Annotated in this window: 11 protein-coding genes; 5 read left to right on the forward strand and 6 right to left on the reverse strand. The window is 57.8% G+C overall.

Annotated features, from left to right (window positions below; all coding sequences use genetic code 11):
• Positions 1 to 402 precede the first annotated feature (402 nt).
• The 5 genes from mnmE to rpmH all read right to left on the reverse strand — a co-directional run bounded on the left by mnmE (position 403) and on the right by rpmH (position 4,324).
• Positions 403 to 1,770 (reverse strand): tRNA uridine-5-carboxymethylaminomethyl(34) synthesis GTPase MnmE, encoded by a 1,368-nt coding sequence (gene mnmE / locus AC0Z5Z_RS02935; protein WP_041476524.1) that lies wholly within the window; start codon positions 1,768 to 1,770, stop codon positions 403 to 405.
• A gap of 81 nt (positions 1,771 to 1,851) precedes the next feature.
• Positions 1,852 to 3,531: a membrane protein insertase YidC gene (gene yidC, locus AC0Z5Z_RS02940; RefSeq protein ID WP_041476523.1), complete on the reverse strand. Its 1,680-nt coding sequence runs from the start codon at positions 3,529 to 3,531 to the stop codon at positions 1,852 to 1,854.
• Between the two features lie 2 nt (positions 3,532 to 3,533).
• Positions 3,534 to 3,779 (reverse strand): membrane protein insertion efficiency factor YidD, encoded by a 246-nt coding sequence (gene yidD, locus AC0Z5Z_RS02945; protein ID WP_027901580.1) that lies wholly within the window; start codon positions 3,777 to 3,779, stop codon positions 3,534 to 3,536.
• On the reverse strand, positions 3,772 to 4,173 hold the full coding sequence (gene rnpA, locus AC0Z5Z_RS02950; protein ID WP_024014946.1) for a ribonuclease P protein component: 402 nt from the start codon (positions 4,171 to 4,173) through the stop codon (positions 3,772 to 3,774). Before rnpA ends, yidD begins: the two co-directional genes overlap by 8 nt.
• Positions 4,174 to 4,189: 16 nt before the next feature.
• Complete coding sequence (rpmH, locus tag AC0Z5Z_RS02955; protein WP_003213577.1) at positions 4,190 to 4,324, reverse strand: 50S ribosomal protein L34; 135 nt, start codon at positions 4,322 to 4,324, stop codon at positions 4,190 to 4,192.
• A 566-nt stretch (positions 4,325 to 4,890) separates the two neighbouring features.
• Here rpmH and dnaA point away from each other — a divergent pair.
• Genes dnaA through gyrB form a run of 4 tightly spaced genes read left to right on the forward strand, consistent with a single transcriptional unit; the run spans position 4,891 to position 11,098 of the window.
• A complete protein-coding gene (gene dnaA, locus AC0Z5Z_RS02960) occupies positions 4,891 to 6,414 on the forward strand; it encodes a chromosomal replication initiator protein DnaA (RefSeq protein ID WP_485610677.1) in 1,524 nt (507 codons plus the stop codon).
• Between the two features lie 39 nt (positions 6,415 to 6,453).
• Positions 6,454 to 7,557, forward strand: coding sequence for a DNA polymerase III subunit beta (dnaN, locus tag AC0Z5Z_RS02965; RefSeq protein WP_016772390.1), 1,104 nt, complete (start codon positions 6,454 to 6,456; stop codon positions 7,555 to 7,557).
• 14 nt (positions 7,558 to 7,571) lie between these two features.
• Entirely contained in the window at positions 7,572 to 8,675 is a 1,104-nt protein-coding gene (recF, locus tag AC0Z5Z_RS02970) for a DNA replication/repair protein RecF (protein ID WP_056791117.1), read from the forward strand.
• A gap of 5 nt (positions 8,676 to 8,680) precedes the next feature.
• Positions 8,681 to 11,098 (forward strand): DNA topoisomerase (ATP-hydrolyzing) subunit B, encoded by a 2,418-nt coding sequence (gene gyrB, locus AC0Z5Z_RS02975; RefSeq protein ID WP_024014948.1) that lies wholly within the window; start codon positions 8,681 to 8,683, stop codon positions 11,096 to 11,098.
• Positions 11,099 to 11,156: 58 nt separating this feature from the next.
• On the opposite strand, the gene AC0Z5Z_RS02980 is transcribed toward gyrB, so the two are convergent.
• Positions 11,157 to 11,876, reverse strand: coding sequence for a response regulator transcription factor (locus AC0Z5Z_RS02980; protein ID WP_073470814.1), 720 nt, complete (start codon positions 11,874 to 11,876; stop codon positions 11,157 to 11,159).
• Between the two features lie 164 nt (positions 11,877 to 12,040).
• Between AC0Z5Z_RS02980 and AC0Z5Z_RS02985 the strand changes: the two genes are divergently transcribed.
• Entirely contained in the window at positions 12,041 to 13,576 is a 1,536-nt protein-coding gene (locus AC0Z5Z_RS02985) for a sensor histidine kinase (RefSeq protein ID WP_485610678.1), read from the forward strand.
• Positions 13,577 to 13,634 lie beyond the last annotated feature (58 nt).

Consider the following 13,634-nt stretch of genomic DNA (forward strand, 5'->3'; position numbering starts at 1 on the left):
TAAAAAAAAGAGAAATTTATAAAACCTTTGTTTTTATGTTTATTCTTACTGAGCACCATTTCTGTGGATAGATCTCTACAGGCCATGTTTTACAATGTGTACAGAGATTAAAAACCCTGTGCTCATGTGGCAATGAGGCCCTTGGATAACCGGTGTAAGCCTGTGGATGAAAGGGGTGGTTATCCACAGCGTGGGTTATCTCCAGTTTTGAGGCCCTGTTATCAACTGCCCTCAGTGGCAGTTATTCACAGGGCTTAATCCACAGAAATTTGATGGAGGAAGAGGTACCGGGCAGCCGAAAACCGCTCAGGGAGAAAAAATCTGCCCGGCACTCTTGGAGGATTTTAGAAAAGAGGGAAGCAGACAGGTCGCGAACGGACCTGTCTGTGAATAGCAGGAGGGTTATTTGCCGATGCAGAAGCTGGAGAAAATCCTTCCGAGCAAATCATCAGAGCTGAACGCCCCGGTAATTTCACCCAGGGAATGTTGAGCCTGGCGCAAATCCTCAGCGAGCAACTCCCCAGCGCCCGCCAGGGTCAGTTGCGCGCGGCCATGTTCCAATGCCGCGCTGGCGTGGCGCAGTGCCTCCAGATGCCGCCGACGTGCGCTGAAGCTGCTCTCCGAGGTCTGCTCGTAACCCATGCACGCCTTTAGATGATCACGCAGCAGATCGAGGCCTTCAGCGGACTTGGCGCTGAGACTGATGGTCACGTGGCCGTCGTCACTGGTTTCCAGAGCAATCGCTTCACCGGTCAGATCGGCTTTGTTCCGGATCAGGGTGACTTTCGCCGGATCCGGTCGTGATTCGAGGAATTCTGGCCATAAGGCAAAAGGATCCAGTGCCTCCGGTGCGGTCGCATCGACCACCAGCAAAACCCGATCCGCTTCACCGATGGCTTTCAACGCCCGTTCCACACCGATCTTTTCCACATGATCATCGGTGTCACGCAGCCCTGCAGTATCGACCACATGCAACGGCATCCCGTCGATGTGGATATGTTCGCGCAAAATATCCCGCGTAGTACCGGCAATTTCGGTGACGATGGCGGCTTCGCGACCGGCCAATGCATTCAACAGGCTGGATTTACCGGCATTCGGCCGCCCAGCGATGACGACTGTCATACCATCACGCAACAATGCGCCCTGCCCCGCTTCGCGCAGCACTGTGGATAACTCATCGCGTACCTTATCGAGCATGCCCAATACATGACCGTCGGCGAGAAAGTCGATTTCCTCTTCCGGGAAGTCGATGGCGGCTTCGACGTAGATACGCAAACCGATCAGCTGCTCGGTCAAGTTATGCACACGCTGGGAAAACGCACCCTGCAATGAACGCAGCGCATTGCGCGCAGCCTGTGCAGAACTGGCTTCGATCAAATCGGCTATTGCTTCGGCCTGGGCCAGATCGAGTTTGTCATTGAGGAAGGCGCGCTCGCTGAATTCACCTGGACGGGCCAGACGGCAGCCCAGTTCCAGACAACGCTTGAGCAACATGTCCAGAACGATCGGGCCGCCATGGCCCTGCAATTCCAAGACGTCTTCGCCGGTGAACGAGTTCGGCCCCGGGAAATACAAAGCCAGACCTTCGTCCAGCACCTGCTGGTCGTCACTGAAAAACGGTCCGTAATGGGCGTAACGTGGTTTCAGTTCTCGGCCGCTGATGGCTATTGCCGCAACGCTGGCCAACGGCCCGGAAATACGGACGATGCCCACACCGCCGCGCCCTTGAGCGGTGGCGACAGCGGCGATGGTTTCACGGGGTGTGCTCATAAAGCGGCATCCAGACAAAAGTGGCAGATAGCAAAACGCCCCACTAGGGGGCGCTTTGAGTGGTGTTATCCACAGTGCAAGTTACGCCTCGGCTTTTTTCGTCGCCGCTTCGATCTTACGCGTGATGTACCACTGTTGTGCAATCGACAGGCAGTTGTTCACAACCCAGTACAGCACCAGGCCCGCCGGGAACCACAGGAAGAAGAAGGTGAAGATGATTGGCATCATTTTCATGACCTTCGCCTGCATCGGATCCGGAGGCGTCGGGTTCAGCTGCTGCTGGATGAACATGGTTGCGCCCATGATGATCGGCAGAATGAAGAACGGATCCTTGATCGACAGGTCAGTGATCCACAGCATGAACGGCGCCTGGCGCATTTCCACGCTTTCCAGCAGAACCCAGTACAGCGACAGGAAGACCGGCATCTGCACGAGGATCGGCAAGCAGCCGCCCAGTGGATTGATCTTCTCTTTCTTGTACAGCTCCATCATGGCCTGCGACATTTTCTGCCGGTCATCGCCATGTTGCTCTTTCAGCGCAGCCAGTTTCGGAGCCACGGCACGCATGCGCGCCATCGATTTGTAGCTGGCGGCCGACAGCGGGAAGAAAATCCCTTTGATCAGCATGGTCAGGAAGATGATCGACCATCCCCAGTTACCGACAATGGCGTGGATATGTTGCAGCAGCCAGAAGATCGGCTGGGCAATGAACCACAGAATGCCGTAGTCGACGGTCAGTTCCAGACCTGGGGACAACTCTTTCAGTACAGCCTGACTCTTCGGACCGGCGTACAGCACAGCACTGGTTTCAACTTTCGCACCCGGAGCAGCGGTCAGAGTCGGACCGGTGTAACCAATGATGTAGTTGCCTTTGCTGTCTTTACGGGTCTGGACGATGTTGTTTTCGCCCTTGGCCGGAATCCACGCGGTCACGAAGTAGTGCTGCAACCAGGCTACCCAACCACCGGTGACCGTTTCCTTGAGCTGCGCCTTGTCCATGTCCTTCATCGACACTTTCTTGTACGGCTCGGAACTTGTCCACAGGGCGGCGCCCAGGTAAGTCGCGGTGCCAGTAGCCGTGGTCGACGAAGGATCAGCGCTGGCGTCGCGCTTCAACTGGGCAAACATTGCGCCGTTCCAGGGCTGAGCGCTCTGGTTATCCACAATGTAGGAGACAGCGACGTCGTACAGGCCACGTTTCATGGTGAAACGCTTGATGTAGTTGACGCCGTCCTTGCTGAATTTCAGGTCAACGACGAGTTGATCCTGACCGTCAGCCAGTTGGTAAACCTTCTTCTCCGAGGAATAAACCGGACGACCGGCCGGGTTTGCATCCGGGCCGTTGGTACCGATCAGACCGCTTTGCGCCAGATATACACGTTCGCCGCCGTTATCGAACAGCTGGAACGGAACGTCAGGACGATCCTGACGACGTGGATACAAAGGCAGAGTCAGTTGCGCAACGTCGCCACCCTGTGGATCGATCGCCAGATCGAGCACATCGGTCTTGACCTGAATCAGATCCTTGCTGGCGGCGACCGGCGTTTCGGCAGGTGCGCTGGTATCGCTGGCGGCGCGCGGAATATCGTCACTGGCAGCATTTGTGCCAGTGGCGGTGTCCGGCAAACCGGATGTAGTCGTACTGGAAGCAACATTCTGAGTCGGCAGGGCAGCCTGGCCATAATCCTGGTTCCATTTAAGAACCATGACGTAGGACACGATTGCCAGGGCGACGATCAGGATCGTGCGTTTGATATCCATGATTACTCGGCCATCGAAGAAGAACGGGAGGTAGGGACAGGTGGAACCGGGTCATAACCACCGGGATTCCACGGATGACAGCGACCTAAACGACGAAAGGTCAGCCAGCCACCGCGCAGAAGGCCATGATTTTCAATGGCTTCATACGCGTAGCAGGAACAACTGGGGTAGAAGCGACAGTGGCTGGCCATTAAAGGACTAATGGCATAGCGATAAAACTGGATCGGAACGAGGGCCAGTTTACGCATCGGTACTGTCTACCCCTACAGTTTCGGTTTTGACTGCCGGAACGGGCTTGTTGCGTGCCAGACGCTTCCAGAGTTTGCCGAAATGCTGAATCAATTCGGGGTTTTCTACATCACCCAAACCTTTGCGCGCGACGATAACGATGTCCCAGCCGACCAGTGAATCCTGGTGCAGACGGAACGATTCGCGCATCAGACGTTTGAGGCGATTGCGCTCAACGGAGAGCTTCACGCTCTTTTTCCCGATAACCAGCCCGAGACGGGGGTGATCAAGATCGTTGTTGCGTGCAAGGAGCAGGAGATTTTTCCCCGGAACCTTGCCGGTAGGGGAGTCAAAGACTGCCTTGAAATGCCGGGGGGTAAGCAGACGCTTTTCCCGACTGAAGTCCTGACTCACCTCCAGTACCGGATTATCAAACTGCCAGACGCGCACGACCTTTGGCGCGACGACGCGACAGGACTGCGCGGCCGTTCTTGGTAGCCATGCGAGCACGGAAACCGTGGGTACGAGCGCGTTTGATAGTGCTTGGTTGGAAAGTACGTTTCATGTCGTGTTACCTGGTTCGTCCACAACGGGCCGGAATGGCCCCCGTTTTAAGAGACCGGGGATTCTAGAGAAAGCAAGCCTTCAGGTCAATTTCCAACCAGCGTTTCCTTATAAATAGATCAGGGCAGGGTTTGAGCTCGAAAGCCTGTCAGCCAGATATAGAAATAAAGAAGGGAATTATTTAAAGCTTTTCTGTAAAGCTTGTAAAAGCTAGACACGTCATCTTCTGTGGATAACTGCTATCAGGCCTTATTTTGTGTGGTGTACAGAGAATGACAACTACAGTGGAAAACCGTGTTCAGCCTGTGCTGCGCTATCGGAAAAGCTGTGTGTGAAAGGGCTTGTTATCCACAGGCTGGTTATCCACCGGGTTTAGCCCCCAGTTGTCCAGTGCCCTCAGAGGTGTTTATCCACAGGGCTTATTCATGTGCCGTTGGTCGCCTTTTAATGCTTTAACGCATTGATAAATGATGGAGATGGACCTACCTGCATGTGGATAAGTGAACCGCTCGCCGCTACAATGGCCGCTTGTTTTTGCCTCACCGGCTTTCAACTTAGGGGATATCCGTGTCAGTGGAACTTTGGCAGCAGTGCGTGGAGCTTTTGCGCGAAGAGCTGCCTGCCCAACAATTCAACACCTGGATCCGTCCACTACAGGTCGAAGCCGAAGGCGACGAGTTGCGCGTCTACGCACCGAATCGTTTCGTGCTGGACTGGGTCAACGAAAAGTACCTGGGCCGCGTCCTTGAATTGCTGGATGAGCACGGCAATGGCTCGACGCCGGCGCTGTCCTTGTTAATAGGCAGCAAGCGCAGCTCGGCACCTCGTGCCGCACCCAATGCGCCGCTGGCGGCCGCGCAGGTTGCTCAGGCGCAGGCCAATAATGTGCCGCCGAGCAATCCGCCACCGACGCCAGCCCCTGCTCCGGCCAAACGTTCCACACAGAAGGCCGCTGAAGTCAGCGAAGAACCTTCCCGCGACAGCTTCGACCCGATGGCCGGCGCCGCTTCGCAGCAGGCCCCGGTTCGCGCGGAGCAGCGCACCGTGCAGGTAGAAGGTGCGCTCAAGCACACCAGTTACCTGAACCGCACGTTCACCTTCGAGAATTTTGTTGAAGGTAAATCCAACCAGCTCGCCCGTGCGGCGGCCTGGCAGGTGGCGGACAATCCCAAGCACGGCTATAACCCGCTGTTCCTTTATGGTGGCGTCGGCCTGGGTAAAACCCACTTGATGCACGCAGTGGGCAACCATCTATTAAAGAAGAATCCGAATGCCAAGGTCGTGTACCTGCATTCCGAGCGCTTCGTGGCCGACATGGTCAAGGCGTTGCAACTGAACGCCATCAACGAATTCAAGCGTTTCTACCGTTCGGTGGATGCCTTGCTGATCGACGATATTCAGTTCTTCGCCCGCAAGGAGCGTTCCCAGGAAGAGTTTTTCCACACCTTCAACGCGCTGCTTGAGGGTGGTCAGCAGGTCATTCTCACCAGTGACCGCTACCCGAAAGAAATCGAAGGCCTTGAAGAACGCCTCAAATCCCGCTTCGGCTGGGGCCTGACCGTTGCGGTCGAGCCGCCTGAGCTGGAAACCCGCGTGGCGATCCTGATGAAGAAGGCCGATCAGGCCAAAGTCGAGTTGCCTCACGATGCCGCATTCTTCATTGCCCAGCGCATTCGCTCCAACGTCCGTGAGCTGGAAGGTGCGCTGAAACGCGTAATCGCCCACTCGCACTTCATGGGCCGCGACATCACCATCGAGCTGATCCGCGAATCCCTGAAAGACTTGCTGGCGTTGCAGGACAAACTTGTTTCTGTGGATAACATTCAGCGCACCGTCGCCGAGTATTACAAGATCAAGATTTCCGACCTGCTGTCCAAGCGCCGTTCGCGCTCGGTGGCTCGTCCGCGTCAGGTGGCCATGGCGTTGTCCAAGGAACTGACCAACCACAGCCTGCCGGAAATCGGCGATGTGTTTGGCGGCCGCGACCACACCACCGTGCTGCACGCCTGCCGCAAGATCAACGAACTTAAGGAATCCGACGCGGACATCCGCGAGGACTACAAGAACCTGCTGCGTACACTGACCACTTGATGAACACCAGCGCAGCTTATTAAGGCAAGGGACTAGACCATGCATTTCACCATTCAACGCGAAGCCCTGTTGAAACCCCTGCAACTGGTCGCAGGCGTCGTCGAGCGCCGACAGACCTTGCCGGTACTGTCCAACGTGCTGTTGGTCGTCGAAGGCCAGCAACTGTCGCTGACCGGTACCGACCTGGAAGTCGAGCTGGTCGGTCGTGTGCAACTCGAAGAGCCGGCCGAAACCGGTTCCATCACCGTGCCGGCGCGCAAGCTGATGGATATCTGCAAAAGCCTGCCCAACGATGCGCTGATCGACATCAAGGTCGACGAGCAGAAGCTGGTGGTAAAGGCCGGCCGTAGCCGCTTCACCCTGTCGACCCTGCCGGCCAACGATTTCCCGACCGTCGAAGAAGGCCCGGGCTCGCTGACCTGCAGCCTGGAGCAAAGCAAACTGCGTCGTCTGATCGAACGCACCAGCTTCGCCATGGCCCAGCAGGACGTGCGTTACTACCTCAACGGCATGCTGCTGGAAGTTTCCGCTGGTGTGATCCGCGCCGTGGCCACCGACGGACACCGTCTGGCGATGTGCTCGATGCAGGCCGATATCGGTCAGCCGGATCGCCATCAGGTGATCGTGCCGCGCAAAGGTATCCTCGAGCTGGCGCGTCTGCTCACCGAGCCGGATGGCAATGTCAGCATCGTCCTCGGCCAGCACCACATCCGCGCCACCACTGGCGAGTTCACTTTCACCTCGAAACTGGTCGACGGTAAATTCCCGGATTACGAGCGCGTCCTGCCGAAAGGTGGTGACAAGCTGGTACTCGGCGATCGTCAGGCGTTGCGTGAAGCGTTCAGCCGTACCGCGATTCTGTCCAACGAGAAGTACCGCGGTATCCGTCTGCAACTGGCCAGCGGTCAGTTGAAGATCCAGGCCAACAACCCGGAGCAGGAAGAAGCGGAAGAAGAAGTGGGCGTTGAATACAACGGCGGCTCGCTGGAGATCGGCTTCAACGTCAGCTACCTGCTCGACGTGCTGGGCGTGATGACCACCGAGCAGGTTCGCCTGATCCTGTCCGACTCCAACAGCAGTGCGCTGGTGCAAGAGTCCGACAATGACGATTCGGCTTACGTTGTCATGCCGATGCGTCTGTAATCAGCTGATCCTGAATGTCGTTAAGTCGTGTTTCGGTCACCGCGGTGCGCAATCTGCACCCGGTGACCTTCTCCCCCTCCCCCCGCATCAACATTCTTTACGGCGCCAACGGCAGCGGCAAAACCAGTGTTCTGGAAGCCATTCATCTGCTGGGGCTTGCCCGTTCGTTTCGCAGTACGCGGCTGTTGCCTGTCATTCAGTACGAACAGCTCGCCTGTACCGTATTCGGTCAGGTTGAACTGGCTGAAGGCGGACACAGTGCGCTGGGGATTTCCCGCGACCGTCAGGGCGAGTTCCAGATTCGCATCGACGGCCAGAACGCCCGTAGCGCTGCGCAGCTGGCGGAGATCCTGCCGCTGCAGTTGATCAACCCGGACAGCTTCCGTCTGCTGGAAGGCGCACCGAAGATTCGCCGGCAGTTTCTCGACTGGGGCGTGTTCCACGTCGAACCGCGTTTCATGGCCACTTGGCAGCGTTTGCAGAAGGCGCTGCGCCAGAGAAACTCCTGGCTGCGGCATGGTACACTTGACGCCGTTTCGCAAGCGGTTTGGGACAGGGAACTGTGCCAGGCCAGCGCTGAAATCGATGAATACCGCCGCGCTTACATCACAGCCTTGAAACCGGTCTTCGAACAGACCTTGAGCGAACTGGTTGAGCTCGAGGGTTTGACGCTCAGCTATTACCGAGGCTGGGACAAGGACCGCGAATTGAGCGCCGTACTCGCCGCTTCCGTACAACGGGACCAGCAGATGGGGCACACTCAGGCCGGACCGCAACGAGCTGATTTGCGTCTCAGATTGGGCGCACACAATGCCGCGGACATTTTGTCCCGGGGTCAGCAGAAGTTGGTGGTGTGTGCACTGCGGATTGCCCAAGGGCACCTGGTCAGCCAGGCCCGTCGCGGACAGTGTATTTATCTGGTGGATGATTTGCCGTCCGAGCTGGACGAGAGCCACCGCCGCGCGCTGTGCCGCTTGCTGGAAGACTTACGCTGCCAGGTGTTTATCACCTGTGTAGATCACGAATTACTGAGGGAAGGCTGGCAGACGGAAACGCCAGTCGCTTTGTTCCACGTGGAACAGGGCCGTATCACCCAGACCCACGACCATCGGGAGTGAAGGCATTGAGCGAAGAAAATACGTACGACTCAACGAGCATTAAAGTGCTGAAAGGCCTGGATGCCGTACGCAAACGTCCCGGTATGTACATTGGTGACACCGACGATGGCAGCGGTCTGCACCACATGGTGTTCGAGGTGGTCGACAACTCGATCGACGAAGCCCTCGCCGGCCATTGCGACGACATCAGCATCATCATTCACCCGGACGAATCCATCACCGTTAAAGACAACGGTCGTGGCATCCCGGTAGACGTGCATAAAGAGGAAGGCGTTTCCGCCGCAGAGGTCATCATGACCGTCCTCCACGCTGGCGGTAAGTTCGACGACAACTCCTACAAAGTATCCGGCGGTCTGCATGGCGTAGGTGTGTCGGTGGTGAACGCGCTGTCCGAAGAACTGGTCCTTACCGTTCGCCGCAGTGGCAAGATCTGGGAACAGACCTACGTCCACGGCGTTCCTCAGGCACCGATGGCCATCGTTGGCGACAGCGAAACCACCGGTACCCAGATCCACTTCAAGGCTTCCAGCGAAACCTTCAAGAACATTCACTTCAGCTGGGACATCCTCGCCAAGCGCATTCGTGAACTGTCCTTCCTCAACTCCGGTGTCGGCATCGTCCTCAAGGACGAGCGCAGCGGCAAGGAAGAGCTGTTCAAGTACGAAGGCGGCCTGCGTGCGTTCGTTGAATACCTGAACACCAACAAGACTGCGGTCAATCAGGTGTTCCACTTCAACATCCAGCGTGAAGACGGCATCGGCGTGGAAATCGCCCTGCAGTGGAACGACAGCTTCAACGAGAACCTGTTGTGCTTCACCAACAACATTCCGCAGCGCGACGGCGGCACTCACCTGGTGGGCTTCCGCTCGGCACTGACGCGTAACCTGAACAACTACATCGAGCAGGAAGGTCTGGCGAAGAAGCACAAAGTCGCCACCACCGGTGACGACGCTCGTGAAGGCCTGACCGCGATCATCTCGGTGAAAGTGCCGGATCCGAAGTTCAGCTCGCAGACTAAAGACAAGCTGGTGTCTTCCGAAGTGAAGACTGCAGTGGAACAGGAGATGGGCAAATACTTCTCCGACTTCCTTCTGGAGAACCCGAACGAAGCCAAGCTGGTAGTCGGCAAGATGATCGACGCCGCCCGTGCCCGTGAAGCCGCGCGCAAGGCCCGTGAGATGACCCGCCGCAAAGGCGCGCTGGACATCGCCGGTCTGCCGGGCAAGCTCGCCGACTGCCAGGAAAAAGACCCGGCGCTGTCCGAACTGTACCTGGTGGAGGGTGACTCCGCGGGCGGTTCTGCGAAGCAGGGACGTAACCGCAAGACCCAGGCGATCCTGCCGTTGAAGGGCAAGATCCTCAACGTCGAGAAAGCCCGTTTCGACAAGATGATCTCGTCCCAGGAAGTGGGCACGCTGATCACCGCGCTGGGCTGTGGCATCGGTCGCGAAGAGTACAACATCGACAAGCTGCGCTATCACAACATCATCATCATGACCGATGCTGACGTCGACGGTTCGCACATCCGTACCCTGCTGCTGACCTTCTTCTTCCGTCAGTTGCCCGAGCTGATCGAGCGTGGCTACATCTACATCGCCCAGCCACCGCTGTACAAAGTCAAAAAAGGCAAGCAAGAGCAATACATCAAAGACGACGACGCCATGGAAGAGTACATGACGCAGTCGGCCCTGGAAGATGCAAGCCTGCACCTGAACGAAGAAGCCCCGGGCATTTCCGGCGAAGCGCTGGAACGTCTGGTGAACGACTTCCGCATGGTGATGAAGACCCTCAAGCGTCTGTCGCGTCTGTACCCTCAGGAGCTGACCGAGCACTTCATCTATCTGCCGGCCGTCAGTCTGGAAACCCTGGGCGACCACGCGGCGATGCAAGAGTGGCTGGCGCAGTATGAAGTCCGTCTGCGTACCAACGAGAAGTCGGGTCTGGTCTACAAGGCCAGCCTGCGTGAGGATCGCGAACGTGGCGTCTGGCTGCCAGAGGTCGAACTGATCTCCCACGGTCTGTCGAACTACGTCACCTTCAACCGCGACTTCTTCGGCAGCAACGACTACAAAACCGTGGTCACCCTGGGCGCGCAACTGAGCACCCTGCTCGATGAAGGCGCGTACATCCAGCGTGGCGAGCGCAAGAAAGCCGTTACCGAGTTCAAGGAAGCCCTCGACTGGCTGATGGCCGAAAGCACCAAGCGCCACACCATCCAGCGCTACAAAGGTCTGGGCGAAATGAACCCGGATCAGCTGTGGGAAACCACCATGGACCCAAGCGTGCGGCGCATGCTGAAAGTCACCATCGAAGACGCCATCGGTGCAGACCAGATCTTCAACACCCTGATGGGTGATGCGGTCGAACCTCGCCGAGATTTCATCGAGAGCAACGCACTGGCGGTTTCCAACCTGGACTTCTGATCCTGTTTGCTACCCGCTCATGGAAAACCCCGGCCAATGCCGGGGTTTTTTTGTTGCCTCACTCATTCCCAGTGCCGACACTCTCCAACCGATACCCATACCCATAAATTGTCAGCAACTGCCAACCCCGATCCGCTGTCAGCCCGAGCTTGTTGCGCAATCGGTAGATATGCGTATCCAGTGGCCGCGAGGAAGTTGTCTCCTCGTTCGGCCAGAAGCGCTCGTACAAGTAATCCCGCGACAATGGCCGCCCCAGGTTGCTGAACAGGCAGCGCGCCAAGCGGTATTCGCGTTCGGTCATGAGGATCGGTTTGCCTTCACGGGTGACGGTCAGTTCGGCGTCGTCGAAAGTCAGATCGTGAAACGTCTGTATTTCGCCCGCCGCGCTGCGCGGTTGGCTATGCCGACGCAATACCGCTGCCACCCTCGCCTTCAACTCATTGGGGCGAAACGGCTTGCTGACATAATCGTCAGCCCCGGCATTCAAGGCTTGAACGATATCGCTCTCGCCATCGCGGCTGGTGAGCATGATTGCAGCGGGTGGCGCGTCCATGTGTTCGCGGGTCCAGCGCAGCAGTGCCAGACCCGTGAGATCAGGAAGTTGCCAATCGAGAATCAACAGGTCGAAGGTTTCCCGGCGCAGCTGGCGCAACAAGTCTTCGCCGCGCTCGAAGCTGTGCAGTGACCACGGCTGCTCGCCCGCTTCGGCCATTTGCTCCAGGGTTTGCTCGACCCGGCGCAGTTCGGCGGGTTCGTCGTCCAGAATGGCAACGCGCATCGGCGGTGTTCCTTGTCGCTGGGGCTGGGATGTCGACAATAGCGACTCCCCGGCCGCGATGAAAGAAGCAGCCCGTCGGTGGTCGACGTCCGCTATGATTCTTCGGGTCTACGCCTCCGACCCGAGACCTATGAAACCCTATCCACTGCCCTGCCCTTTGCCTCATGCGTAACCCTCAACGCCGACGTGAAAGTCGTGAGCCGAGCCAGGTCCAGCGTCTGTTCCGGCGGCTGGTGCGCGAGTGGTTGTGGATAAGTCTAGTGCTGTTGCCGCTGACTGCCTTGTTGTCTTATCGCGCCCAGATCAATCTGCACAATCCGTCGCCAGCGCCCGGCGCTCTGTTGTCCGTGGCGATGGTCGCGGGTGTGCTGGGATTATTGCTGTGGCGGCCGCGTTGGGCGCTTTGGGTAACCTTGGCCGGTATGGCCTGTGCGCTGATCGCCAGCGCCCTGCTGGCCGAAGTCCGCTACTGGTGGTCGCCAACGCCAGCAGCCCTGGGGATGTTGTTCGGTTACCTGATCTGGAACTGGCGACGCTTGAGTGTTGTGCTGACGTATTTCGGCTGGGAGCTGGCACGTCTGGACAGCGAACCGAAAGTCTTCCCTGAACGTCGGCGGACCCGCTTCACCGGTGCCGACCGTTTGCAGGGCCAGATCATGGCGCTCGAACAAGCCATGAGCCGCACCCGCGACACCCGGCGCTTCATTGCCGATGGCCTGGAATACCTGCCGGTGGCGACGCTGATCAGTGATCCGCAGGGCAAGATCCTGCTGGGTAATCGCAAAGCTCGAGAGTTGTTCGAGGTTCCGCTGGTGGGCGATGACGTACTCGATCAACTGGCACGGCTCGGCTATCCGGAATTATCCACAGCGCCGCGGCCGCCGCTGGCCACCCTGCCGCTGCTGGAATTTCGCGATCACAAGGAACGCAGTCTGCGCCTGGAAAGAGCGGCGCTGCTGCCGGTCGACGGCGATACGCCGATCGGTTGGCTGCTCAGCCTGACGGACTTGAGTGCCGAGCGTGCGGCTGAGGAGCAGCGCGGCGTCCTGCTGCGTTTTCTTTCCCACGACCTGCGAGCCCCCCATTCGGCGATCCTCGCCCTGCTGGATGTGCATCGTCATCAGGCGGGTGCTGATGCGCCGCTGTTCGAGCAGATTGAGCGCCAGGTGCGCCGCGCGCTGGATCTGACCGATGGTTTTGTCTTGTTGGCGCGGGCTGAATCCGAGACCTACCAGTTCCGCCCGACATTGTTCGCCATGCTGGTACTGGACGTGCTGGATCAGGCCCTGCCGATCGCTCAGCAGAAACGCATCGAGCTGCTCAACGAGGTCGATGAGCAATGCCAGGAGCGGCTGATTCTGGCCGATCAGGGATTGCTGACGCGCGCCCTGTTCAACCTGCTGGAAAACGCGATCAAGTACAGCCCCGCAGACAGCACTGTGCAACTGAAGGTCAGCTGTGATGGACAGTGGCTGCGCTGCGAATTGACCGATCAGGGCAAGGGCATTGCCGCCGATGAATTGCCTGACCTGTTCAGCCAGTATCGGCGTTTCTCTTCGGCCCAGGGCATCGACGGCGTGGGCTTGGGTCTATCGATGGTCAAAGCCGTGATTGATCATCATGGCGGTACGATCGAGTGTCGTAGTGTGGTCGATGCGGGAACCACTTTCCTTATTGAGTTGCCGCTGCTTGCTGAATGAAAAAGGGGCACAAAAAAACCGGCTATAACGGCCGGTTTTTTTACATCCGAATAAAACT

This window comes from Pseudomonas sp. 1L-E-NC-VB-C3 (genome assembly GCF_057291535.1).